This window comes from Streptomyces sp. CB01249 (assembly GCF_001905735.1).
GTDB lineage: Bacteria > Actinomycetota > Actinomycetes > Streptomycetales > Streptomycetaceae > Streptomyces.
In genome coordinates this window covers 366,814-389,899 of sequence record NZ_LISW01000007.1, presented here as the reverse complement: position 1 = coordinate 389,899, position 23,086 = coordinate 366,814, and the positions used below count along the sequence as shown (strand labels likewise).

At 71.4% G+C, this 23,086-nt stretch carries 23 protein-coding genes and 1 rRNA gene; 18 read left to right on the top strand and 6 right to left on the bottom strand.

The genetic code is table 11. From position 1 onward, the window contains the following. The first annotated feature begins 60 nt into the window (after positions 1 to 60). From rrf to AMK18_RS28615, 9 genes are all read left to right on the top strand, one after another. A 5S ribosomal RNA gene (rrf, locus tag AMK18_RS28655) occupies positions 61 to 177 on the top strand. Between the two features lie 71 nt (positions 178 to 248). Further along, complete coding sequence (locus AMK18_RS28650) at positions 249 to 893, top strand: HAD family hydrolase (RefSeq protein WP_073865039.1); 645 nt, start codon at positions 249 to 251, stop codon at positions 891 to 893. Between the two features lie 42 nt (positions 894 to 935). Next, on the top strand, positions 936 to 2,135 hold the full coding sequence (locus tag AMK18_RS28645; RefSeq protein WP_026171687.1) for an MFS transporter: 1,200 nt from the start codon (positions 936 to 938) through the stop codon (positions 2,133 to 2,135). Beyond that, positions 2,104 to 3,276, top strand: coding sequence for an acetoin utilization protein AcuC (locus AMK18_RS28640; RefSeq protein WP_026171686.1), 1,173 nt, complete (start codon positions 2,104 to 2,106; stop codon positions 3,274 to 3,276). Before AMK18_RS28645 ends, AMK18_RS28640 begins: the two co-directional genes overlap by 32 nt. A gap of 152 nt (positions 3,277 to 3,428) precedes the next feature. Continuing rightward, positions 3,429 to 4,244 (top strand): phosphatase, encoded by an 816-nt coding sequence (locus AMK18_RS28635; RefSeq protein WP_018104377.1) that lies wholly within the window; start codon positions 3,429 to 3,431, stop codon positions 4,242 to 4,244. A 127-nt stretch (positions 4,245 to 4,371) separates the two neighbouring features. After that, positions 4,372 to 4,584 carry a helix-turn-helix domain-containing protein gene (locus AMK18_RS28630; protein ID WP_018104376.1) on the top strand — a complete coding sequence of 71 codons (213 nt, stop codon included), beginning with the start codon at positions 4,372 to 4,374 and terminating at the stop codon, positions 4,582 to 4,584. A gap of 109 nt (positions 4,585 to 4,693) precedes the next feature. Continuing rightward, positions 4,694 to 4,792, top strand: a complete 99-nt coding sequence (locus tag AMK18_RS28625) for a 30S ribosomal protein bS22 (protein WP_003948845.1) — start codon at positions 4,694 to 4,696, stop codon at positions 4,790 to 4,792. 135 nt (positions 4,793 to 4,927) lie between these two features. Further along, the gene (locus AMK18_RS28620) at positions 4,928 to 6,013 is read left to right on the top strand and encodes an NAD-dependent epimerase/dehydratase family protein (RefSeq protein ID WP_073865038.1); all 1,086 of its coding nucleotides are present in this window, start codon (positions 4,928 to 4,930) and stop codon (positions 6,011 to 6,013) included. Between the two features lie 16 nt (positions 6,014 to 6,029). Next, on the top strand, positions 6,030 to 7,055 hold the full coding sequence (locus tag AMK18_RS28615) for a lysophospholipid acyltransferase family protein (RefSeq protein WP_018104374.1): 1,026 nt from the start codon (positions 6,030 to 6,032) through the stop codon (positions 7,053 to 7,055). 27 nt (positions 7,056 to 7,082) lie between these two features. On the opposite strand, the gene AMK18_RS28610 is transcribed toward AMK18_RS28615, so the two are convergent. From AMK18_RS28610 to AMK18_RS28600, 3 genes are all read right to left on the bottom strand, one after another. Beyond that, entirely contained in the window at positions 7,083 to 8,279 is a 1,197-nt protein-coding gene (locus AMK18_RS28610; protein ID WP_018104373.1) for a DUF5667 domain-containing protein, read from the bottom strand. Positions 8,280 to 8,504: 225 nt separating this feature from the next. After that, the gene (locus AMK18_RS28605) at positions 8,505 to 9,284 is read right to left on the bottom strand and encodes an ECF subfamily RNA polymerase sigma factor, BldN family (protein ID WP_026171685.1); all 780 of its coding nucleotides are present in this window, start codon (positions 9,282 to 9,284) and stop codon (positions 8,505 to 8,507) included. A gap of 308 nt (positions 9,285 to 9,592) precedes the next feature. Continuing rightward, a complete protein-coding gene (locus tag AMK18_RS28600) occupies positions 9,593 to 10,522 on the bottom strand; it encodes an HAD family hydrolase (protein ID WP_026171684.1) in 930 nt (309 codons plus the stop codon). Positions 10,523 to 10,628: 106 nt separating this feature from the next. Between AMK18_RS28600 and AMK18_RS28595 the strand changes: the two genes are divergently transcribed. From AMK18_RS28595 to hemB, 6 genes are all read left to right on the top strand, one after another. Then, complete coding sequence (locus AMK18_RS28595) at positions 10,629 to 10,904, top strand: glutaredoxin family protein (RefSeq protein WP_073865037.1); 276 nt, start codon at positions 10,629 to 10,631, stop codon at positions 10,902 to 10,904. A 272-nt stretch (positions 10,905 to 11,176) separates the two neighbouring features. Further along, a complete protein-coding gene (locus AMK18_RS28590) occupies positions 11,177 to 11,944 on the top strand; it encodes a redox-sensing transcriptional repressor Rex (protein WP_018104369.1) in 768 nt (255 codons plus the stop codon). Continuing rightward, the gene (locus tag AMK18_RS28585; RefSeq protein WP_073865036.1) at positions 11,941 to 13,335 is read left to right on the top strand and encodes a glutamyl-tRNA reductase; all 1,395 of its coding nucleotides are present in this window, start codon (positions 11,941 to 11,943) and stop codon (positions 13,333 to 13,335) included. The genes AMK18_RS28590 and AMK18_RS28585 overlap by 4 nt, the downstream gene beginning before the upstream one ends. Further along, positions 13,332 to 14,294 (top strand): hydroxymethylbilane synthase, encoded by a 963-nt coding sequence (gene hemC, locus AMK18_RS28580; protein WP_018104367.1) that lies wholly within the window; start codon positions 13,332 to 13,334, stop codon positions 14,292 to 14,294. Before AMK18_RS28585 ends, hemC begins: the two co-directional genes overlap by 4 nt. Continuing rightward, on the top strand, positions 14,291 to 15,958 hold the full coding sequence (locus AMK18_RS28575; protein WP_026171682.1) for a uroporphyrinogen-III synthase: 1,668 nt from the start codon (positions 14,291 to 14,293) through the stop codon (positions 15,956 to 15,958). The genes hemC and AMK18_RS28575 overlap by 4 nt, the downstream gene beginning before the upstream one ends. Positions 15,959 to 16,080: 122 nt before the next feature. Next, positions 16,081 to 17,076, top strand: coding sequence for a porphobilinogen synthase (gene hemB / locus AMK18_RS28570; protein WP_198957099.1), 996 nt, complete (start codon positions 16,081 to 16,083; stop codon positions 17,074 to 17,076). Between the two features lie 9 nt (positions 17,077 to 17,085). On the opposite strand, the gene AMK18_RS28565 is transcribed toward hemB, so the two are convergent. Further along, on the bottom strand, positions 17,086 to 17,445 hold the full coding sequence (locus AMK18_RS28565; protein WP_073865035.1) for a hypothetical protein: 360 nt from the start codon (positions 17,443 to 17,445) through the stop codon (positions 17,086 to 17,088). 89 nt (positions 17,446 to 17,534) lie between these two features. Here AMK18_RS28565 and AMK18_RS28560 point away from each other — a divergent pair, with 89 nt between their 5' ends. Continuing rightward, positions 17,535 to 17,948, top strand: coding sequence for a DUF3224 domain-containing protein (locus tag AMK18_RS28560; protein ID WP_073865034.1), 414 nt, complete (start codon positions 17,535 to 17,537; stop codon positions 17,946 to 17,948). Here the strand turns inward: AMK18_RS28560 and AMK18_RS28555 are convergent. Beyond that, positions 17,942 to 18,658 (bottom strand): DUF4232 domain-containing protein, encoded by a 717-nt coding sequence (locus tag AMK18_RS28555; protein ID WP_073865033.1) that lies wholly within the window; start codon positions 18,656 to 18,658, stop codon positions 17,942 to 17,944. The genes AMK18_RS28560 and AMK18_RS28555 overlap by 7 nt on opposite strands. Positions 18,659 to 18,972: 314 nt before the next feature. On the opposite strand from AMK18_RS28555, the gene AMK18_RS28550 reads away from it, so the two are divergent. Beyond that, the gene (locus tag AMK18_RS28550) at positions 18,973 to 20,313 is read left to right on the top strand and encodes a helix-turn-helix domain-containing protein (protein ID WP_073865032.1); all 1,341 of its coding nucleotides are present in this window, start codon (positions 18,973 to 18,975) and stop codon (positions 20,311 to 20,313) included. Positions 20,314 to 20,355: 42 nt separating this feature from the next. Here AMK18_RS28550 and AMK18_RS28545 read toward each other — a convergent pair whose 3' ends face one another. Then, positions 20,356 to 21,612, bottom strand: a complete 1,257-nt coding sequence (locus AMK18_RS28545) for a choice-of-anchor A family protein (RefSeq protein WP_073865031.1) — start codon at positions 21,610 to 21,612, stop codon at positions 20,356 to 20,358. A 253-nt stretch (positions 21,613 to 21,865) separates the two neighbouring features. Between AMK18_RS28545 and AMK18_RS28540 the strand changes: the two genes are divergently transcribed. Then, a complete protein-coding gene (locus AMK18_RS28540; RefSeq protein WP_073865030.1) occupies positions 21,866 to 23,086 on the top strand; it encodes a phospholipase D-like domain-containing protein in 1,221 nt (406 codons plus the stop codon).

Here is a 23,086-nt window from a genome sequence, read left to right as displayed (position 1 = left end):
GTTAGTTCTGAAATAACGAACAGCCGTGTTATTATCCGGTTGGTTCAAATTTCATAGTGTTTCGGTGGTCATTGCGTTAGGGAAACGCCCGGTTACATTCCGAACCCGGAAGCTAAGCCTTTCAGCGCCGATGGTACTGCAGGGGGGACCCTGTGGGAGAGTAGGACGCCGCCGAACTCCTTTTAGGAAGAGCCCCGTGCCCTTGTGGCACGGGGCTTTTTCGCGTTCTGACCCTCTAAAGTCGTGCCATGCGCTACGAACTTGTCATCTTCGACAACGACGGTGTGCTCGTGGACAGCGAGCCGATCTCCAACACCATCCTGGCCGGCTACCTCACGGAGCTGGGCCACCCCACCTCGTACGAGGAATCCCTGCGGGACTACATGGGGTCCGCCGTGCACCGCGTCCACGACCTCGTCCAGGAGCGGACCGGGACCAAGCTCCCCGAGGACTTCGACGTCACCCTCCACTCGCGGATCTTCGCCGCGTTCGAGGAGGAGTTGGAGCCCGTCCCCGGCGTGGACGACCTGCTGGGCAAGCTGGTCGCCGACGGCGTCCCGTACTGCGTCGCCTCCTCCAGCAGCCACCAGCGCATCCGGGTCAGCCACCGGAAGACCGGGCTCGACCAGTGGTTCGAGGAGGAGTGGATCTTCAGCGCCGAGGACGTCGGCCGGGGCAAGCCGGCACCCGACCTCTTCCTTCTCGCCGCCGAGCGCATGGGCGTCGCGCCCGAGCGGTGTGTGGTCATCGAGGACAGCCCGCTCGGGGTCGAGGCGGCCCGGGCGGCCAGCATGGATGTCTACGGGTTCACCTCGATGATGCCCGCGGACCGGCTGACCGGTGTGACCGGGTATTTCTCCGACATGAGCCAGCTGCCGGAATTGCTTGCCTGACGCGTCTACCCACGGGTAGAAACTGGCTCTACGCTCGCCGCCATGACAGATGCACGGTTGCGGCACGGCAGGGCGTCCCTCGCGTTGAGCTTCTTCGTGCAGGGGGCCACCTTCGCCCTGCTGGTGACGCGGATCCCCGCCATCCAGGACCGCTACGGGATATCCGACGGCCTGCTGCCCGTGTTCCTCGCCGCCGTCCCGATCCTGGCCGGGGTGGGCAGTGTGCTCACCGAGAAGGTGGTCGCCCGGGTACGGCCCCGAGTGGTCCTCCGGTGGACGCAGCCCGTCGTCCTCCTCGCGCTCCTCGGCGTCGGCGCCGGCAGCGAGCTCTGGCAGGCCGCCCTCGCGCTCGGGGTGTTCGGTCTCGCCGTCGGCGCGCTGGACGCGTCCATGAACATGATGGGCGTCAGCCTCCAGCGGGCGTACGGGCGCTCCATCATGCTCGGGTTCCACGCCGCGTACAGCCTCGGCGGGATCGCGGGGGCCTCGATGGCCTGGGCCGGGGCGCACTGGGACCTGTCGTTGCTGGTCTCGTACCTTCCGGCGGTCGTGGTGCTGCTGCCCGCGGCGTTCATCGGGAGCCGGTGGTACGTGGAGGGCGGCGAGGAGACACCGGAGAAGGGGGCGGCCGGTGCGGCCGGGGCGGTGTCCTTCCGGTTGCTGCTTCCCCTGTGCCTGGTCATGGCGTTCGCGTACATCGGGGACTCGACGGTCTCCAACTGGAGCGCGAAGTACCTCCAGGACGTCCTGGGCAGTTCGGAGCAGCTGTCCACCGTCCCGTACAACGTCTACATGGTGACGACGCTGCTGGGGCGGGCCGTCGGGGACCTCGGGGTGCGGCGGTTCGGGGCGGTCGCCGTGGTGCGGGGCGGGACCGTGCTCGCGGCCGGCGGGTTCGGCGTGGTGGCCCTCGCCGGCGGGGCGTGGACCGGGATGCTCGGGTTCACGCTGCTGGGGCTCGGGCTGTGCGTGATCGTGCCGCAGACCTTCGCGGCGGCCGGGCGGATGTTCCCCGGGGCGAGCGACACCGCGATCGCCCGGCTGAACATCTTCAACTACGTGGGCTTCCTCGTCGGCTCCCCGCTCGTCGGGGCGCTCGGGGACGCCTGGAGCTACCGGGGCGCCATGCTCGTCCCGATGGTGCTGGTGCTGGCCACGCTCCTGTACGCCAAGTCGTTCGGCGCGGAACCCGCCCGATACGGTGGCGGGCATGAGCGGCCGCGCACAGCTGATGTGGGATGACGCAGTAACGGGCTACGACTTCGGGGAGAGCCACCCGATGGACCCCGTCAGGCTCGCCCTGACGATGGGCCTGGTGCGGGCGTTCGGCCTCGACCGGGCCGTCGACGTGGTCGCCGCCAAGGCGGCCGGGGACTCCACGCTGCGGCTCGTGCACCGCCCGGACTACGTGGCGGCGGTGAAGGCCGCGTCCGCCGACCCCCGCTCGGCCGACCAGAAGTACGGCATCGGGACCATCGACGACCCCGCGTTCGCCGGGATGCACGAGGTGTCCGCGCTGATCGCCGGGCAGTCCGTGGCCGCCGCCGAGGCGGTCTGGCGCGGCGAGACCCGGCATGCGGTGAACTTCACCGGCGGGCTGCACCACGCGATGCCCGGCGGCGCGGCCGGCTTCTGCGTTTACAACGACCCGGCGCTCGCCATCGCCCGGCTCCTGGAGCTGGGCGCCGAGCGCGTCGCGTACGTCGACGTCGACGTGCACCACGGCGACGGCGTGCAGGCGGCCTTCTGGGAGGACCCCCGCGTCCTGACGATCTCGCTGCACGAGCACCCGCGCACCCTGTTCCCGCAGACCGGCTGGCCGGAGGAGACCGGTGCCGGGCCCGGCGAGGGCGGGGCCGTCAATGTGGCGCTGCCCGCCGGGACCGGGGACGCGGGGTGGCTGCGGGCGTTCCACGCGGTGGTGCCCGAGCTGCTGGCGGACTTCCGGCCGCAGGTCCTGGTGACCCAGCACGGGGCGGACACGCATTTCGAGGACCCCCTGGCGCACCTGGCGGTGTCGCTGGACGCGCAGCGCTCGGTGATGGCCGCGTGCCACGACCTGGCGCACACCTACGCCGACGACGGGCGCTGGGTGGCGCTCGGCGGCGGGGGCTACGCGGTGGTGGACGTGGTGCCGCGGTCCTGGACGCACCTCGTGGGCATTGCCGCGCACGCCCCGGTGGACCCGGAGTCGGTGATCCCGTCGTCGTGGCGGGACGAGGTGTACGCGCGGACGCGGCAGTTGGGCCCGGCGCGGATGACGGACGGGCGGACGCCGTCGTGGTCGGCCTGGGAGGACGGGTACGACCCGGCGGACCGGCTGGACCAGGCGGTGCTGGCAACGCGGCGGGCGGCGTTCCCGCTGCGGGGCCTGCTGACCTGAAGCGGGCGAGAGGGGCCTGATCCGGGCCCGGAGGACCTGATCCGGGCACGGAGTGCTCGCGGGGTTACGGGGTTGAGTACGGTTTACGCCGACTGTGGGGCGTAATCGGGCTTTTGGCCCCGGGGCGGGCCGGTTCGGGCAGCATCGGTGGGGTGTTGAGCACCGGAGCGCTGCGTGCGCATCTGCTGGCGGCCCGCCTTGCCGGGCCCGTGGCCACCTCGCGTGAGGTGAGCCTGCGGAGTTATCGGCTGTTCGCGGCCAGGGACCCCCGGGTGACGCTCGGCCTCTACCCCGAACGGGGCTGGGGCGAGCGCGAGTTGCTGGAGCTGATGGCGGACAGGTGCGGGGTCTCGGACGATCCCGCGCATGTGTCCGGGCCCGATGTCATCGATCCGGAGCGGACGGTGGCGGGGCTCGACGCGTTCGCCGTACGGCTGGCGGAGGCGGCGGCCCGGCGGGTGCCGGTGCTGTTCGGGACCGGGCATCCGCACCGGCTGATCGGTTTCTATGCGGCGCTGGCAGACGCTTTGTCGTCGGCGGGCTGCCCCGTTCTCACCCCGGCGCAGGGGCGATGTATCGACATAACGACTCGGTTTGGCGTACGTACGTACCACCTCGACTACGTACAAGGCGTCGCGCTGGTGCGTGAACCCGGCGCGGGGGCGGCCGGTGGTGGCACCGGCGCACACTCCCATTCGCCGCTGCCCGTACGGGTCGCGCTGGAGGCCGCCGCGGCCGGGCGCGGGCCCGTTCCGGAGTTGGTCGTCGGGGACCACGGATGGGTCTGCGGGGCAGGTCAGCTGGGTATCGAGGCGATCGGGCTGGCCGATACGGACGATCCCGCGCTGTTCGTCGGGGAGGCCGAGGGGCGGGTGGCGGTCGCGGTTCCGCTGGACGACGCGGTGCGGTCCGCGTACTACCTGCCGCTCACGCGCTATGTACTCAATCGGGCGTGTCTGTCACAGTAGCGGCCGATCGTCTCTCCTCTTCCCCACTCGCACCACCCGCCCCTAACCTGGGGAGTGAGCGCACAACGACGAAGAGTCACCGGAGGGGAAGCCGGTGCGCGTCTCGTGCGGAAGGTACAGGTGAGTCATGGCTGCTGACAGCGAGAGTCCTCTGAGCGAGGTCAAGTTTCTGACCGTGGCGGAAGTCGCCTCGGTCATGAGGGTGTCGAAGATGACCGTGTACCGCCTGGTGCACAGCGGTCATCTGCCGGCGATCCGGGTGGGCAGGTCCTTCCGGGTGCCGGAGCAAGCGGTTCACGAGTATCTGCGCGAGTCCTTCGTGGGGGTGGCATCGGCCTGACATTCGCCTCGATTACGTCCCTCACGCGGTGGCGGGTAGGCTAGGCCGACGTAGGTCGTGTGGGCCCAGACGCCCCGCACCAGTGAAGAAGAAGTGAGCGAGGGTAGTCGTGGGCTCTGTTATCAAGAAGCGGCGCAAGCGGATGGCCAAGAAGAAGCACCGCAAGCTGCTCAAGCGCACGCGCGTTCAGCGTCGCAACAAGAAGTAAGCGAACGCAGTTCGTGAATCCGCAGCCCTTCCGCCGTTCCGGCGGGAGGGCTGCGGTGCTGTGTGCGGGGGTGTCCACCGGTTACGGTGACGTCCTGACCGACCGAATACGGGAGACCGACGGAAGGCGCTGATCTTGGGGAAGGTCGTGCTCGTCACGGGAGCGGCCCGGCAGCTGGGCGGCCGTTTCGTCCGGCGCGTCCAGCGTGACCCGGACGTGGAGCGGGTGATCGCCCTCGACGCGGTCGAGCCGGAACACGAGCTGGGCGACGCCGTCTTCGTACGGGCGGACATCCGGGGGCCCGCCGTCGCCAGAGTGCTCGCCGACCACGACGTGGACACCGTCGTGCACCTGGACGTCAGCGGTTTCGCGCTCGGGTCCCAGGGGCGTACGGCGGTCAAGGAGACCAACGTCATCGGGACCATGCAGCTGCTCGGCGCCTGCCAGAAGGCCCCTGCGGTGCAGCGGCTCGTGGTGAAGTCCAGCACCGGTGTGTACGGCTCCGCGCCCCGCGATCCGGCGGTGTTCCACGAGAACACCCCGCCCAAGTCGCTGCCCGGCGGCGGCTTCGCGAAGGACGCGGCCGAGGTCGAGGGATACGTACGGGGCTTCGCCCGGCGCCGCCCGGACGTGGCCGTGTGCGTGCTGCGGTTCGCCAACATCCTGGGACCCGACGCGGACTCGCCGCTCGCCGACTACCTGTCGCTGCCGGTGCTGCCGACGGTCTTCGGGTACGACCCCCGGCTCCAGTTCGTCCACGAGGACGATGTGCTGGACGTCCTGTCCATCGCGGCGAGCGAGCCCCGGCGCGGGACGCTGAACAGCGGCACGTTCAACATCGCGGGCGACGGGGTGCTGCTGCTCTCCCAGTGCGCGCGGCGGCTCGGGCGGCCGACGGTGCCGATGCTGCTGCCCGCGGTCACCTGGGTCGGGCAGGCGCTGCGGACGGTCGGCATGACCGACTTCTCGCCGGAGCAGATCCGGCTGCTCACCCATGGCAGGGTGGTCTCCACGGTCCAGATGCGGGAGACGCTGGGCTTCGCACCGAAGTACACGACGGGGGAGACGTTCGCGGCCTTCGCGCGCAGCCGGGCGCCGGGCCTGCTGCCGCCCCGCGCGGTGGGCAGAGCCGTGGACCGCGTGGCCGAGGCCGTGCCCCGGATCGCCGGGCAGGGCTCCGGCAGCTCCGGAGACAACCACCCGACCCCGAGCGTCAGGTAAGAGGAGCACAGCGACGATGGCGGATGCCAAGGTCATTCCGTTCGACGACGACCGTTCGCGGTCGGGGGGCGTGCCGCGTGCCGCGCGGCGGCGGTCTCCGGTACGCGGCACGGGGTCGGTGAGCGCCCTGCCGGGGCCCTCCGGCTCCCCGGACGCCCCGCAGGGCCCGGAGGTGCCGCGCGAGGGCGAGGCGTCCGACCGGGGCGCCTGGGACCGCCGGATCGCGGGCGGGCTCGCCTTCCTGCGGCGGCGGGTCACCGGTGAGTACGACGTGGACGAGTTCGGCTACGACGAGGAGCTGACCGACCAGGTCCTGATGTCGCTGCTGCGGCCGGTGTACGAGAAGTACTTCAGGGTCGAGGTGAAGGGCGTCGAGAACATCCCGGCCGAGGGCGGGGCGCTCATCGTGTCCAACCACTCCGGGACGCTGCCGCTCGACGGGCTGATGCTCCAGGTCGCGGTGCACGACCACCACCCGGCGGACCGGCATCTGCGGCTGCTCGCGGCGGACCTGGTCTTCATGCTGCCCGTGGTCAACGAGCTGGCCCGGAAGGCGGGGCACACGCTGGCGTGCGCGGAGGACGCGGAGCGGCTGCTGCGTCAGGGCGAGGTCGTCGGCGTGATGCCGGAGGGCTTCAAGGGGATCGGGAAGCCGTTCGGCGAGCGGTACAAGCTTCAGCGCTTCGGGCGGGGCGGCTTCGTGTCGACGGCGCTGCGGGCCGGGGTGCCGATCGTGCCGTGCTCGATCGTGGGCGCGGAGGAGATCTACCCGATGATCGGGAACGCGAAGACGCTGGCGCGGCTGCTGGGTTTCCCGTACTTCCCGATCACGCCGACGTTCCCGTGGCTGGGGCCGCTGGGGGCGGTGCCGCTACCGACGAAGTGGACGATCCAGTTCGGTGAGCCGATCCCGACGGACGGCTATCCGCTGGAGGCGGCGGAGGACCCGATGCTGATGTTCAACCTGACGGACCAGGTGCGGGAGCAGATCCAGCACACGCTGTACAAGCTGCTGGTGCAGCGGCGGTCGGTCTTCTTCTGACGGCCGCCGCCGCACCGTGGGGCCCGGTCAGCCCTTCTCGTTCTCCGCGTCGATGCCGAGACCGCCGATGAGGCCCGGCAGCAGCGGCGGGATGGTGATGTCCGGCGACGGCGTCGAGCTCGGGGCCTCCTTCGACGGGCTGGTCGCGTCCGGGGACGGCGGGTCGAAGAGCCCGTCCGTGCCCCCGCCGATCAGGCCGCCGGCCGGGCTGGAGCCGGCGTCCGAGGGGCGCGGCGAGGTGCTGGAGCCCGTATCGCCGTCCTCGTGGCGGGCGGAGGACGAGGGCGACGGGGTGCGCGCGTCGGTGGACGGGTCCGCGACGCTGCCCGTGGAGTCGGAGCGGCGGGACTCGGGGCCCTTCTCCGGGGCGCGCGGGAACAGCGACTGGAGCGGCGCGACCTCTTCGTCTATGGCGTCGAAGACCGAACTGACCTGGTTGCCCACGTCGGTCAGCTGGACGGGCAGGCGGTCGCGGAGGCTGCTCCAGGTGTCGCGGTGGGAGCGGGAGAAGGAGTCCAGGGTCTGGATCGGACCGAGGGCGCCGTCCCGTTCGTACGCGGCGTGGAGGAGGCGGTGGCCCTCGGTGGCGTCGTGCGACATGCCGTTGAGCGTGCGCCTGATCTCGGCGAGCTGCTCGTGGTCGAGGTCGCCCGCGCGGCCGCGCTCCATGAGGCGGCGGGCCTCGCCGAGGCGCGTGGACGCCTGGTCGAGGTAGATCTCGCCGCGGTCGGTGTCGTCGCGGGTGAGGCCGAGGTGGAGGTCCTCCATGCCGCGCTTCAGGCCGTAGAGCGAGTCACCGGGGAGGGCGTCGGAGCTGGCGGCGGCCACCCCGCCGAAGGCGCCTGCGGCCACCCCGACGGTGAGCCCGCCGGCGGCAAGACCCTTGGTCCAGCGCGATCTGGGGCGCAGTTTGCGGAGCGGGGACGCGCGGTGGCTGCCCCTGCTCCGTTGCGAGGGCACCGTAGGGTCCGCGGACGCGCCTCCCTCGGCGAACATGGCTTCCATGGCGGCGACGAGCTGGGCTCGCTGCACCACTTTGACCTCGGGGTCCAACTGCGGCTTCGGCAGCTCACCGAGGCCGTTCGCCAGGGCCAACAGCGGTCCTCGGTCGGCCTGTTCGGCCGGGTCCTCGGGCTGTACGGCCGCCGCACCGCGGAGCGACTGCTCCTCCAGGGCCTGGGCGAAGGCGTTCGCCCGCCGGTGTGCCGAGACGTTTGCGATCACTGGCGGCACCTCCTCTCGTCATGACGGTCGACTCCCCTGGGGATCCGGAAGGTTGCACACCTTGAGCGCTTCCACACGAACGAGTGAGCGTCTGCGGACATGGTGTGACGACAGGGGGCCTGCAACCGGCACAACGAGTGGCTCGGCACTTGGGTTACGCACGAAAGATGATCGGACCAGTGCGTGATGCACGCAACGCCGGGAACGGCCCGGCGGGGGGAGCCGTCAGCGGGCATCGTCCGGGAGGAGCCGGGCGAGGGTGCGGACGGCACGGTACTGGAGGGTCTTGATCGCGCCCTCGTTCTTGCCCATGACACGGGCGGTCTCGGCGACCGAGAGCCCTTGCAGGAAGCGCAGGGTGACGCACTCCTGCTGCTGGGGGTTGAGGCGGCGGACGGCCTGGAGGAGCGCCTCGTTGGAGAGCGACTCCAGGACGGAGTCCTCGGGGCTGCGGGCGACCTCGTTGGCGTCGAGCATTTCGCCCGTGGTCACTTCCAGCCGGAAACGACTGGATTTGAAGTGGTCGGCGACCAGGTTGCGCGCGATCGTGACCAGCCAGGCGCCGAAGTCACGGCCCTGCCAGGTGAAGGTGGAGATGCGGCGCAGGGCGCGCAGGAAGGTCTCGCTGGTGAGGTCCTCCGCCGTCGCCTTGCTGCCCACGCGGTAGTAGATGTACCGGTAGACGGTGTCGCTGTACTGGTCGTAGAGGCGTCCGAAGGCGTCGGCCTCGCCGGCCTGGGCGCGCTCGACGAGCTCCATCATGCGCGCGCTGTCGCTGTCGGCGGCAGGCCGCCGCACCGGGGCGGCGGTGGTCGCCGCCGCGCGGGTGCCGCGTCTTCCCACCGCCGCGGCGCGTTCGGCCAGGGCGTAGCAGGGGCCGGCAGGTACAGGGGCGGCGAATGCGGGTACGGCGTACGCGGTGGGGACGAAGCCGCGCATGCGTTCGGCTACTGATGCGCGCAGCGTAGCCAGGCCCGAGGCGTCAACCCCGACGTGTGGGTACACGGGACTCCCAGAGGCAGAGCTTCCATCACGAGCAGTGCGAAACCATCACTCGTCGTAGTGAGTGGCGGGTCCGGAATGCGTCTGAGGAGAATAACGCTTCGTACAGGCCGCACTACGCCCAGTTGCACAAATCACCGGTTGCGTCGCTTCCGTGCCAACTTTTCGACGCAACAAGTCACAGGTCGTGATCGCTTGTTGATCGAATCGCTTCGGAATCTGTCTGCGGGGGCGACGGGTTGTGGCCGGTGAAAAGGGTGTGCCGTGTTGACGCACGCGGGCGCGGAGAGTCAGCGGATGCCGACGGAGATTCAGCGGCGGCGGCGGTGCAGGGCGACGGCCGCGGCCGTGCCGCCCGCGAGGGCGCCGACCCCGGCGGCGGCCGGAATGCCGACCTTGGCCGCCTTGCGGCCGGTGCGGTAGTCGCGCAGCCGCCAGTCGCGGGCCCGGGCGTGCTTGCGGAGCTTGGTGTCCGGGTTGATCGCGTACGGGTGGCCCACCAGCGACAGCATCGGGATGTCGTTGTGCGAGTCGCTGTACGCGGCGCAGCGCGCCAGGTCCAGGCCCTCCGCCGCCGCCAGGGCGCGGACCGCCTCGGCCTTCGCGGGGCCGTGCAGGGGTTCGCCGACCAGGCGGCCGGTGTAGACCCCGTCGACCGATTCGGCGACCGTGCCGAGCGCCCCGGTCAGGCCGAGCCGGCGGGCGATGATCGTGGCGGTCTCCACCGGGGCGGCGGTGACCAGCCAGACCCGCTGGCCGGCGTCCAGGTGGGCCTGGGCCAGGGCGCGGGTGCCGGGCCAGATGCGGTCGGCCATGTACTCGTCGTAGATCTCCTCGCCGATGGACATCAGCTCGGAGACGCGGTGGCCCTTCACGATGGACAGCGCGCTGTCGCGGGCGTCCTGCATGTGTTCCGGATCCTCGACGCCGGCCAGCCGGAACCACGCCTGCTGCCAGGCGAACCGGGTGAGCTCGCGGCGCTCGAAGAACTTCCGCTTGTACAGGCCGCGGCCGAAGTGGAAGAGCGCGGCGCCCTGCATCACGGTGTTGTCGAGGTCGAAGAAGGCGGCGGCCCGTTCGTCGCCGACGACGGGGAACTCCGGCTCCTCCGGCTCGGCCTCGGCGGCGGATTCGGCTTCGAGCGAGGACTTCCGCGCGGCCTCCGCCGCCGCCTCGCCCGCCAGCACGCTGCGAGCCGTGGCGGAACGCCTGCGGGGGGTGAGCCATCCAAGAGCGGCCATGCGGTCGAGCATAGCCAGTCGGCCCGGCCGTTCCGGATCCACCGTGGTGCGGTGGTGTGAACTCCTGGTGTCCGGGGGCTCCCGGACGGGGCCGAGAATGAGAGGTATGAGTGCCTTGCTGCGTCGTAGGAAGAAGAGTCCCGCCGAGCGTGTGGTGACCCTGGTGGGAAAGCCCGGCTGTCACCTGTGTGACGACGCCCGCGCGGTGGTCCGGGCGGTCTGCGAGGAGACCGGTGCCTCCTGGGAGGAGAAGGACATCACCCAGGACGAGGAGCTGTACCGGGAGTACTGGGAGCAGATCCCCGTCGTGCTCGTGGATAACGAACAGCACACGTTCTGGCGGGTCGACCCGGCGAGACTGCGCAGCGCGCTGCTTTCCTGACGGAAACCCGGTTACCATCGTGGGCGTTTTGAGTGGTCTCGGGGGCGTGGCTGTGAGGAGTGTGTGCTGCTTTGCCCCCTTCGGGCCTGCAACGGGCTGATGCGGTCCATGGTTCCTGGATCGCGCGACGGATGTGCGTGACCCCGGTCACTTTGACCGGACAAACCGGACACAATCTTTGTGCACGCGTTCACAAAGACATAGCCTGCATTCGACGGGGCGGTCTTGGGACATACGGCCGCCTAAAGCCCCGCTCATCCCGCAGGAGCACCGTGGCAACTGGCCGAAATCACCGACCGGCGACCCGTAGCCGAGGAATTCCCGAGGCCACCGTCGCCCGACTTCCGCTGTATCTCCGCGCGCTGACCGCGCTCTCCGAGCGCTCGGTCCCCACGGTCTCCTCCGAGGAGCTCGCCGCGGCGGCGGGGGTCAACTCCGCGAAGCTGCGCAAGGACTTCAGCTATCTCGGCTCGTACGGGACGCGCGGCGTCGGCTACGACGTCGAGTATCTCGTCTACCAGATCTCGCGCGAGCTCGGCCTCACCCAGGACTGGCCGGTCGCCATCGTCGGCATCGGAAACCTCGGCGCGGCCCTCGCCAACTACGGCGGCTTCGCCTCCCGCGGCTTCCGCGTCGCCGCGCTCATCGACGCCGACCCGGCGATGGCCGGTACGCCCGTCGCGGGCATCCCCGTCCAGCACGCCGACGACCTCGACCGCATCATCAGCGAGAACGGCGTCTCCATCGGCGTGATCACCACCCCGCCCGGCGCCGCCCAGCAGGTGTGCGACCGGCTCGTCGCCGCCGGTGTCACCTCGATCCTGAACTTCGCGCCGACCGTCCTCTCCGTGCCCGAGGGCGTCGACGTGCGCAAGGTGGACCTCTCCATCGAGCTCCAGATCCTCGCCTTCCACGAGCAGCGCAAGGCCGGTGAGGAGGGCGTCGACAACGCGCCCGACCCGGCCGCGCCGCCCGTGCGCGCCACCACCACCGGCCGGAAGGGACCCGACGGGGACATGCCCGCCGTGATGCCGGCATGAGCCTGCTCCTCGTGGGTCTGAGCCACCGCAGCGCCCCCGTCTCCGTACTGGAACGCGCCTCGCTGGCCGCCGACACCCAGGCCAAGCTGCTCCAGGACACCCTGGCGGCCGAGCCCGCCGCCGAGGCCACCGTCCTGGCCACCTGCAACCGCATCGAGCTGTACGCCGACGTGGACAAGTTCCACGCGGGCGTCGCCGAGCTGTCCACGCTCCTCGCCCAGCACAGCGGCGTCGGCCTGGACGAGCTCACTCCGTATCTCTACGTGCACTACGAGGACCGGGCCGTCCACCACCTGTTCTCGGTGGCCTGCGGGCTCGACTCGATGGTCGTCGGCGAGGGCCAGATCCTCGGCCAGATCAAGGACGCGCTCGCCCTCGGCCAGGAGCTGCACACCGCGGGCCGGCTGCTCAACGACCTCTTCCAGCAGGCCCTGCGCGTCGGCAAGCGCGCCCACAGCGAGACCGGGATCGACCGGGCCGGGCAGTCGCTCGTCACCTTCGGCCTGGAACAGCTCGCCGACGGCCCCGACACCGCCGCCTGGGCCAGGGGCAAGCGCGCCCTCGTCATCGGCGCCGGCTCCATGTCCTCGCTGGCCGCCGCGACGCTGGCCCGCTCCGGCGTCGCCGAGATCGCCGTCGCCAACCGCACCCGGGCCCGCGCCGACCGGCTGGTCGAGATCCTGAACCAGCCCGGCGGTACGGGGGTGCGCGCCCGGGCCGTGGAGATGGCCGAGGTCACCGGCGAACTGACACGTGCCGACATCGCCGTCTCCTGCACCGGCGCCACCGGACTCGTGCTCACCGCCGAGGCCGTCGCCGGGGCGATCGGCCAGGACCACGTGCCCGATCCGGCGAGCGGCCTGATCCCGGCGCAGTCCACCGGCCCCGAGCGCCTGGCGCTGCTCGACCTCGCCATGCCGCGCGACATCGACGTGGCGGCCGGCCGCCTCGACGGTGTGCGCCTCGTCGACATCGAGTCGCTCGCGGAGGCGTCGGCCGACGCCCCGATGGCCGCCGATGTGGACCAGGTGCGCACCATCGTCGCCGATGAGGTCGCCGCCTTCGGGGCCGCCCAGCGCGCCGCCCACATCACCCCGACCGTCGTCGCCCTGCGCACGATGGCCGCCGGCGTGGTGGCGGACGAGATCGCCCGGCTGGACGGACGCCTCCCCGACCTGGACGAGAAGCAGCGCGCCGAGATCACGCAGACCGTGCGCCGCGTGGTCGACAAGCTCCTGCACGCGCCCACCGTGCGGGTCAAACAGCTCGCCAGCGAGCCCGGCGGCGCCGGGTACGCGGACGCGCTGCGTGAACTCTTCGACCTCGACCCGCAGACGGTCGCCGCCGTCTCCCGGGCAGACCTGAACGACCCGAATCGAGGGTGGTCATGACCGACAACTCACCCCTGCGACTGGGAACCAGGCGATCCAAGCTCGCCATGGCCCAGTCCGGCCACGTAGCCGATGCGGTCAGCGAGGTGACCGGGCGCGCCGTCGAACTCGTGGAGATCACCACGTACGGGGACACCTCCCGGGAGCACCTGGCGCAGATCGGCGGGACCGGAGTCTTCGTCGCCGCGCTGCGCGAGGCGCTGCTGCGCGGCGAGGTGGACTTCGCCGTCCACTCGCTCAAGGACCTGCCGACCGCGCAGCCCGAGGGCCTGGTGCTGGCCGCGGTGCCGGTGCGCGAGGACCCGCGCGACGCGCTGATCGCCCGGGACGGGCTGACCTTCGCGGAGCTGCCGTCCGGCGCCCGCGTCGGCACCGGCTCCCCGCGCCGCATGGCCCAGCTCAACGCGTACGCCCGAAGCCACGGCCTCGACATCGAGACCGTTCCGATCCGCGGCAACGTCGACACCCGGATCGGGTTCGTACGCAGCGGCGAGCTGGACGCGGTGGTTCTCGCCGCGGCCGGGCTCAGCCGTCTGGGCCGCAGCGGTGAGGTGACCGACTTCCTGCCGGTCGACACCGTGCTGCCCGCTCCCGGCCAGGGAGCACTGGCGATCGAGTGCGCTGCGAGCAGCGCCGACCTCGCCGCCGCGCTCGCCGAGCTCGACGACCCGTACACCCGGGTCGCCGTGACCGCCGAGCGTGCCCTGCTCGCCGCCCTGGAGGCCGGCTGCTCCGCACCCGTGGGTGCGCTGGCCGACCTCCTGGCCGACGGTCAGGCTGTCAACGAACTGCGCCTGCGCGGTGTCGTCGGTTCCACCGACGGTGCCTCGCTGGTGCAGATGTCCACCACCGGTCCCGTTCCCACGTCGCACGACGACGCGGCGGCGATCGGTCGCGAACTCGCGGCCGACATGCTTGCCAAGGGTGCGGCCGGTCTTATGGGGGAGCGAGCACTTTGAGCCCCACCGGCCCCGCCGCATCCGATTTCCCGGTCCACTCCGCAGGGCACGTCACCTTCCTCGGCGCCGGTCCCGGCGACCCGGGACTGCTGACCCTGCGCGCCGTCGAGGCGCTCGCGAGCGCGGACGTCCTGGTCGCCGAACCGGATGTTCTCGGCGTCGTCCGCTTTCATGCGCGGGCAGGGGTAAGCACCCCTGAACTGGCAGTTGTTGACGCGCAGTCAACAGCCGCCGGAGTGCCCGTTCTCAGGGATGCGGCCAATCTTGTCATGGAGGCCGCGAAGGGCGGCAGGCGGGTCGTCCGTGCCGTGGCCGGAGACCCCGGCCTCGACGGGAACGCCGCCGCCGAGATGCTGGCCTGCGCCTCCGCCGGCATCCCCTTCGAGGTCGTCCCGGGCGTCGCGAACGCCGTCGGGGTGCCCGCGTACGCCGGGGTGCCGCTGCGGGACGCGCAGGGCGCGGACGTACGGTTCGTCGACGCCCGTACGGCCACCGACCGCTGCTGGAGCGAGGTCGGCGCGAGCGACGGCACGTGCGTCATCTCGACCTCGCTCGACGCGGTGGCCGCCGCCGCCGGTGAGCTGGTCGCGGCGGGCCGCAAGCCCGACACCCCGCTGACCGTGACGGCCGGCGGCACGACGACGCGCCAGCGCACCTGGACGGCGACCCTCGGGACGATCGCCCAGGTCTTCAAGCAGGGCAAGGTGCTCCCCTCGCCGGAGGGGCACCAGCCGGTCATAGCCGTGGTCGGGGAGCGCAGCTCCGCCGCCCAGCGCGACCAGCTCGCGTGGTTCGAGTCCAAGCCGATGTTCGGCTGGAAGGTCCTCGTGCCGCGTACGAAGGAGCAGGCGGCCTCGCTCTCCGACCAGCTGCGGTCCTACGGCGCCGTGCCGCACGAGGTGCCGACGATCGCCGTCGAGCCGCCGCGTACGCCCCAGCAGATGGAGCGGGCGGTCAAGGGCCTGGTCACCGGCCGGTACGAGTGGATCGCCTTCACCAGCGTCAACGCCGTGAAGGCCGTCCGGGAGAAGTTCGAGGAGTACGGGCTCGACGCCCGGGCCTTCGCGGGGATCAAGGTCGCCGCGGTCGGCGAGCAGACCGCCGCCGCGCTGATCGACTTCGGCGTGAAGCCGGACCTGGTGCCGTCGGGCGAGCAGTCCGCCGCCGGTCTCCTCGAGGACTGGCCGCCGTACGACCCGGTCTTCGACCCGATCGACCGTGTCTTCCTGCCGCGCGCCGACATCGCCACCGAGACCCTGGTGGCCGGGCTGATCGAGCTCGGCTGGGAGGTGGACGACGTCACCGCGTACCGCACGGTCCGCGCCTCGCCGCCGCCCGCCGAGACCCGCGAGGCGATCAAGGGCGGCGGCTTCGACGCGGTGCTCTTCACCTCGTCCTCGACCGTGCGCAACCTGGTCGGCATCGCGGGCAAGCCGCACAACGTGACGGTCATCGCCTGTATCGGCCCGGCCACGGCGAAGACCGCCGAGGAGCACGGGCTGCGGGTGGACGTGCTGTCGCCGGAGCCCTCGGTGCACAAGCTGGCCGAGGCGCTGGCGGAGTTCGGCGCGCGGCGCAGGGACGCGGCGCGGGAGGCCGGTGACCCGGTGACCCGTCCCAGCGAGCGGCGTCCGGGCGCGCGCAGGCGGCGTACGACGACCTGAGCGGTGCGTTGTGCGGGGCCCGTCCGTCTCTCTGTGAGGCGGGCGGGCCCCGCTGCTTTCCGGGAGATTTCCCGGCACCGGTGTCGGTAAGAGCCCGGGGCGCGCGGGTCTACGCTCGAAGGATGACTGTGTACGGAAACTTCCCCGGCTCGCGGCCCCGTCGGCTGCGGACGACCCCCGCGATGCGGCGGATGGTCGCCGAGACACGGCTCGATCCGGCCAACCTGATCCTGCCCGCGTTCGTCCGCGAGGGCATCGACGCCCCGGTCGCGATCTCGGCCATGCCCGGCGTGCAGCAGCACACCCTGGACACCCTGCGGAAGGCGGCCGTCGACGCGGTCTCGGCCGGGGTCTCGGGGATCATGCTGTTCGGCGTCCCGCTGGACGAGAAGAAGGACGGCCGGGGCACGGCGGGCACCGACCCGGACGGCATCCTCCAGGTGGCGCTGCGCGCGGTCCGCGAGGAGGTCGGCGACGATCTCATCGTCATGTCGGACCTGTGCCTGGACGAGTTCACCGACCACGGCCACTGCGGTGTGCTGACCGCGGACGGCCGCGTCGACAACGACGCCACCCTGGAGCGGTACGCGGAGATGGCCCAGGTCCAGGCCGACGCGGGCGCCCATGTGGTCGGCCCCAGCGGGATGATGGACGGGCAGGTCGGCGTCATCCGCGACGCGCTCGACCAGACGGGCCACGAGGACGTCTCGATCCTCGCGTACACCGTGAAGTACTCCTCGGCGTTCTACGGCCCGTTCCGCGAGGCCGTCGGCTCCTCGCTCAAGGGCGACCGCAAGACGTACCAGCAGGACCCGGCCAACATCCGTGAGGCGCTGCGCGAGCTGGCGCTCGACCTCGAAGAGGGCGCGGACATGGTCATGGTCAAGCCCGCCGGTCCCTACCTGGACATTGTGGCGAAGGTCGCGGAGGCGTCGGACGTGCCGGTGGCCGCGTACCAGATCAGCGGCGAGTACTCCATGATCGAGGCCGCCGCCGAGAAGGGCTGGATCGACCGCGACGCGGCGATCATGGAGAGCCTGACGGGCATCCGCCGCGCGGGCGCCCAGCAGATCCTGACGTACTGGGCGACGGAGGTCGCACAGCGCCTGCGGGGCTGAGCGGAGGCTCTACGGCGTGTCCACCAGGCCCATGAAGAGCATCCAGGTGAACACGACGGCGAGGGGGGCGGCCACGGCGAGCAGGACCGAGGCCGCCGGCCTCCTGCGCATGCACACCCAGCTCGCGAGCAGTACGCAGAGGCTCAGGGCGAGGCCGCAGCAGGAGACCGCGAAGGCCGGGCCGAAGCTCGCGTCGAAGCGGTCGCCCTCCGCTTCCGTGCAGGAGTCGCAGGCCATCGGCATCAGCATGCTGGTGAGCAGCGCGTAGAACGCGACCGGGAGCGTGATGACCGTCGAGAACAGCGGGGCGATCCAGGGGTTCTTGGGAAGGTCGTCCAGGGCGTCGTCCTGAGCATCGGTCTGTGACATGGGCACGATTCCACCAGGTGTGCGACGGCCGCACATGAGTTGTTGTACCTAGACCCTCAACTGTCGTACCCCGCCCCTACGATCGCGGCATGAGAGCTTCCGGAACCTTCACCGTCGACTCCTTCGTCCCCTCCGAGCTGAAGCCCGAGCCCGAGGTCACCACCGCGCTGCCCGTCGGGGTGGCGACCATCGTGAAGACCTTCGAGGGGGAGGTCGCCGGGCGGTCCACGACGCTGTTCACCGCCGCCTTCGACCAGGCGTCGGGGGTCGGTACGTATATCGCCATGGAGTCCTTCGAGGGCGCGCTCGCCGGGCACGAGGGGACGTTCAACTTCGTGCACTCGGCCACCACCAGCGGCAGCGACCGGGCGGGCGAGTACTTCGCGGTCGTGCCGGGGAGCGGGACCGCCGCCCTCGCCGGAATCAGCGGGGGCGGCGGGATCGCCGTCGACGACGACGGCACGCATCGGATCTGGTTCGACTTCGAGCTCGGCGGTCAGTAGACGAGCGCGTCGGACATCTCGCTCTGCCAGTAGGTGACGAAGCCGTTGTCGTCCCAGTAGGTCCCGGCGGGCAGCGTCAGCTCGGCCGGGGAGCCGTTGATGGGACCGTTCGCGCGGTCCGCGAAGGTGACGCCGAGGTGCTTGCTCGGGTACGGCTTCTGGCCGTTGGGCTCGCCCGTCAGGCCGATCCCGGCGTACGCGGACTGGCCCGGGTCGAGCGTCACCACGGCCTGCGGCTTGCTGTCCTGGAGCACCCGGAAGACCGCCTGCGCGCCGTCGAAGCGGAGCATCGGCGCGTGGTACGCGTAGCAGGGGCGGTCGCCCGTGTTGGTGACCGTGAGCAGCAGGTGGTTGACCGGGCGGGTCACCTTGGTGACGGTGACCTTCGTGTTCGCGCCGGTGCAGGCGACCGGGGACTTGGGCTTGGGCTGCGGCTTGGACGCGGGCTTTCCGGCGGACTCCGCGGGCTTCCCGGCCGGCCTGGTGGCGGGCTTCTCGGCGGGCTTGGCGGTGTCGGAGGCCGGTTCGGCGTCCGTGGGGGCCGTCGAGTCCTTGTCCGGCGCGGCCGTCGAGGCGTCGTCGGTGGCCTGGACGGATGCCGCGGGCTTCTTCGCGTCGGTGCCGTCGGCTCCGCCGCACGCCGTGAGCGAGAGCGCGGCGAGCACGGCGGTCGCCGCGAGAACGGTGGTGCGGATGCGGTTGCTGCGCATGGTGGTACTCCCCGTGAGTGTGTCCGGTCGTTCCGGTGTGGTCAGTTCTGGCAGATCAGGAGCAGGACGATCGCGGTCGTCACGATCAGCACCGCGATCGCCAGCGCATCGGTCAGTTCGATGCGGAAGAGGGTTCGCACTGGTCGGTCCCCGTGTTCGCTGTGGTCTGGTCCGAGCTTGTGGCACGACGGATTCCGGCCGCAACGCCCGCCGCACCATTGGGGATGCTGGAATGCGTGCGCGTACTGTGACCTGGGCAGATTCCACGTCCCTGGAACGGTGATCCGGGACGGACCAGGAGGGGGAACGCCGCAGTGGCGACGCCGGAGGCCGAGGAACTAGCGGGCCTGCTGAAGAAACTGAAGGACCGTTCGGGGCGCAGCTACGGGGTGCTCGCGGGCCGCTTGCACGTCAGTACGTCGACGCTCCACCGGTACTGCAACGGGGACGCGGTCCCGGGCGAGTTCGCGCCCGTGGAGCGGTTCGCGCGCCTCTGCGGGGCGACCGCCGACGAGTTGGTGGAGGTCCACCGCCGGTGGATCCTGGCGGACGCGGCGCGGGGGCGGGGGAAGGCGGAAGCGGCTGCTCCGGCGGCGGTCGTGGAGCCCGAAGCCGTGCAGCCCGCGCCTGAGCCGGAGGCCGTCGAGCCCGAGGCCGCCGAGCCGGAGCCCGCCGAGCCCGAGCCCGCGCCCGTGGACCACGAGCCCGTACGCGAAGACCCCGCCCCCTCCCGCTGGCGCCGGGCCTCCGCCCGTACGCGGGTGCTCCTCGCCGCCGCGGCCGTCGTCGCGCTCACCGTGCCCACCGCCGTGGTCATCGGCCAGCTCAAGCAGACCGGTTCCGACGCGGCCGCGGGCGCCCCCGGCGGGCCCGGCACCACTCCCGGGGAGGACTTCGTCTCCGCGTCCCCGGACGTCCCCTCGCCCTCGGTCAGCGCCTCGAAGCGGCCCAGCGCCTCCGCGACCGCCGGTTCGGCCAGTCCCTCCGTACGGACGTCGCCGTCCGCCTCGCGCACCACCGGCGCGCCCGGGGGCGGGCCGGGGAAGCCGCCCACGGTGACCATCAGCTCGTACAACTGGGAGGAGCCCTGCGGGCAGTACTACCTGCTCAGCCAGGACCCGGCGACCGTGCCGCCCCCGCCGCCGCCCAACAGCACCCGGGGCTGGGCGCGGGCGCTCGGCGGGGTGGACGGGGGCTCCATGAAGCTGGAGCTGACCGTGCAGGGGTCCTCCGCGCAGGCCGTCGTCCTGACCGGGCTCCGGGTGAAGGTGCTGAGCCAGCGGGCGCCCGTGCAGCAGACGGCGTTCTCGATGGGCGAGGGGTGCGGCAGCGGCATCGAGCCCCAGTCCTTCGACGTCGACCTGGACGACAGCCGCCCGGCGCTCAGGCCGGTCGCGGGGAAGCAGGGCGACGAGACCGTGCCCGCCAAGGACTTCCCGTTCCGGGTGTCGTCCAGCGATGTGGAGGTCTTCGACCTCGACGCGCACGTGGAGGGCCACGACGTCAGCTGGTACCTGGAGCTGGACTGGTCCAGCGGCGGTCGTACGGGCACCCTGCGCGTGGACGAGGGCGGCAAGCCGTTCCGTACGAGCAGCATCGCGGGGCGCCCGGAGTACTACTACCGCTACGACACCTCGGTCTGGGAAAAGCGCTGAGCGGCACGCGGCCCGGGAAGGGCCGCGTGCCGCTCAGGTGGGTCAGGCGCGCTTGCGGCGGCGGGCCATGACCACGAGGCCCGCCCCGGCGGCGACGACCACGGCGCCTCCGACGGTGATCGGGATCATGTTGCTGCTACCGGTCGTCGCCAGGTCGCCCTCGGGCTGCGAGGGGCTGGGCGACGGGACCGGGGCGCCCGGGGTCGTCGTGCCCGACGGGGTGGCGGACGGCGTCGCGTCGCCGGACGGCGGCACCGAGGCCGACGGGGTGGCGGTCGCCGGGGGCGTCGTGGAGGGCGTGCCGCTCGGGGTCGTGCTCGGCTCCGGGGTGCCGGGCACCTCGGGCAGGCAGCCGGTGAACGGGAAGTGGTGCGTCTCCGCGCCGCCCGAACCGTGCAGCGAGGCCACCCACACCGAGCCGTTGACCGGGGCGGCCGTGCCCAGCTCCAGGTGCGCGTACGGGGCGAGGACGCTGCCGGGCCAGGCCGCCTGGCTGTTCTTGACGACCTTCGTGGCGTTCGGGAAGTTCCACAGCAGCTTGGCGCGGACCGCGCCGTCCTCCGCGCTCTGGAGCTTGTCGTCCAGGACGAAGTCCTGACCGCCCGAGAGGAAGAAGCCCGTCGTTCCGGCCGTCTGCATGTCGTACGTCTGGCCGGTGACGTTGACGATCGTCGTCGCGCCCGCCGGGACCTTGATGAAGACCTCCTTGGCCTTCCCCAACTGCGACGCCTCGACCGAGAACACGTTCCGGCCGGAGTCCGTCCCGGTCAGCGTCAGCCGGTTGCCGTCGAGGCTCGCCTTGGCGCCGGAGGTCGCCGACTCCTTGGCCAGCGCGTCCGAGTACGACCGGAGCTTCGCGAACTCGCCGTCGAAGTCGATCAGATCGGCCTTCTTACTGAAGGTGCCGTTGTGCAGCTCGACCGCGCGGTCCTTGACCTCGCCACCGACGACGGCGTTGCCCTTCATGACGACGGTGGCGGAACCGCCGTTGAGCAGGTCGCCGCGCACGACGAGCGACGCCCGGCCGGGCAGCGCGTCGACCTGGGCGGCCGTCAGCTCGTTGGCGACGCTGAACCCGCCCTTGAAGTCGGCGTTGCCGCCGACCGCCACGGCGCCTTCGGCGTCGGGGGAGTGGACGTCGTCCCCGAGGACGAACTCGCCGTACTTCCCGGCGATTCCGAAGGCGTCGGTCGTGCAGTCCGCCGAGGCGGGAGCGGCCTGGACGGCCGGAGCGACGGTGAGCCCGAGAACGAGGGCACCGCCGAGCGCCGCGAGGGCGGCGGAGGTCGGTATGCGCATGGTGCGTGGGTCTCCTGCGGAGCAGTTATGAAGTTTCTGTGGCGACTCCGGCCATGATTCTCATACTTGGGGAAATTGGTCAAGACCAATGGGGGTACTTGCCCCCCTTGGTTACGGAGTTCAGCGCCCACGAGGACGAACGGGCCCACTCCCGTTCGAGGCGTCGGTCAGCGAACAGACGTACGGCGTATGGTGCGCGGCGCGGGGAAGATGGTCTCTGGCCCCCGAGCCACCCACCACCCCGAGGAGCGTCATGACCAGCGGCACCGACGACAGACCGGAACTGCGGACAGCGGCGCCCGTCGCCGACACCGCCCTCGTGCAGCGCGCGCAGCGCCTCAGACGGCGGCTGGAACGGCTCATCGGCATCGCCGCCACCGAGGGCAACGAACTGGTCCCGCTGCGGAACGGCGACGCGATCTTCGCCGCGATGCTGGACAGCATCCGCCGCGCCGAGCACACCGTGGACATGATGACGTTCGTCTACTGGCGCGGCGACATCGCGCGGGAGTTCGCCGCCACCCTGGCGGACCGCGCCCGCGCCGGGGTCCGCGTACGGCTGCTGCTCGACGGGTTCGGGAGCAGGCTCATAGAGAAGGACCAGCTGCGCGCCATGGAGGACGCGGGCGTCCAGGTCGCGTGGTTCCGCAAGCCGCTCTACCTCTCGCCGCTCAAGCAGAACCACCGCTGCCACCGCAAGGTTCTGGTGGTGGACGAGGAGACCGCGTACACCGGCGGCGTCGGGATAGCCGAGGAATGGTGCGGCGACGCGCGGAACGAGAACGAGTGGCGGGACACCCACGTCCGCGTACGGGGCCCGGCCGTCGACGGACTCGCCGCGGCCTTCGCGCAGAACTGGGCGGAGTGCCACGACGAACTCTTCGACGCACGCGACCGCTTCCGTGACATCCCGCCGCGGGGCGACGCCGTGGTGCAGGTGGTGCGGGGCTCGGCCAGCGTGGGCTGGCAGGACATGCAGACCCTGCTCCGGGTCGTCCTGGAGACCGCCGAGGAACGCGTCAGGATCGCCACGGCCTACTTCGCCCCGGACGCCTTCTTCGTGGAGCTGATGTGCGCGGCGGCACGGCGCGGGGTCGAGGTCGAGATCCTGCTGCCGGGGCCCCACACGGACAAGCGGGTCTGCCAGCTCGCCGGGCAGCTGTACTACGAGCAGCTGACGGCGTGCGGTGTGAAGATCCACCACTACCAGCCGACGATGATGCACGCCAAGATCATCACCGTGGACCGGGTCGCCGCGCTGATCGGGTCCACGAACATCAACCGCCGCTCCCTGGACCACGACGAGGAGGTCATGCTCGCGGTCCTGGACCGGGAACTCACCGCCACGCTCGACGCCCACTTCACGGAGGACCTGAAGGCGAGCGAGCGCATCGAGGGCGGGCGGTGGCGGCGCAGGTCCGTCGCACAGCGGCTCCGCGAGGCGTCGGTACGGCCGCTGCGCCGCTTCCTGTGA

Coding starts and splice junctions, on each gene's coding strand:
- AMK18_RS28650 (WP_073865039.1), top strand. CDS start 249: ATGCGCTACGAACTTGTCATCTTCGACAACGACGGTGTGCTCGTGGAC.
- AMK18_RS28645 (WP_026171687.1), top strand. CDS start 936: ATGACAGATGCACGGTTGCGGCACGGCAGGGCGTCCCTCGCGTTGAGC.
- AMK18_RS28640 (WP_026171686.1), top strand. CDS start 2,104: ATGAGCGGCCGCGCACAGCTGATGTGGGATGACGCAGTAACGGGCTAC.
- AMK18_RS28630 (WP_018104376.1), top strand. CDS start 4,372: ATGGCTGCTGACAGCGAGAGTCCTCTGAGCGAGGTCAAGTTTCTGACC.
- AMK18_RS28615 (WP_018104374.1), top strand. CDS start 6,030: ATGGCGGATGCCAAGGTCATTCCGTTCGACGACGACCGTTCGCGGTCG.
- AMK18_RS28600 (WP_026171684.1), bottom strand. CDS start 10,522: ATGGCCGCTCTTGGATGGCTCACCCCCCGCAGGCGTTCCGCCACGGCT.
- AMK18_RS28595 (WP_073865037.1), top strand. CDS start 10,629: ATGAGTGCCTTGCTGCGTCGTAGGAAGAAGAGTCCCGCCGAGCGTGTG.
- AMK18_RS28585 (WP_073865036.1), top strand. CDS start 11,941: ATGAGCCTGCTCCTCGTGGGTCTGAGCCACCGCAGCGCCCCCGTCTCC.
- hemC (WP_018104367.1), top strand. CDS start 13,332: ATGACCGACAACTCACCCCTGCGACTGGGAACCAGGCGATCCAAGCTC.
- hemB (WP_198957099.1), top strand. CDS start 16,081: ATGACTGTGTACGGAAACTTCCCCGGCTCGCGGCCCCGTCGGCTGCGG.
- AMK18_RS28565 (WP_073865035.1), bottom strand. CDS start 17,445: ATGTCACAGACCGATGCTCAGGACGACGCCCTGGACGACCTTCCCAAG.
- AMK18_RS28560 (WP_073865034.1), top strand. CDS start 17,535: ATGAGAGCTTCCGGAACCTTCACCGTCGACTCCTTCGTCCCCTCCGAG.
- AMK18_RS28555 (WP_073865033.1), bottom strand. CDS start 18,658: ATGCGCAGCAACCGCATCCGCACCACCGTTCTCGCGGCGACCGCCGTG.
- AMK18_RS28545 (WP_073865031.1), bottom strand. CDS start 21,612: ATGCGCATACCGACCTCCGCCGCCCTCGCGGCGCTCGGCGGTGCCCTC.
- AMK18_RS28540 (WP_073865030.1), top strand. CDS start 21,866: ATGACCAGCGGCACCGACGACAGACCGGAACTGCGGACAGCGGCGCCC.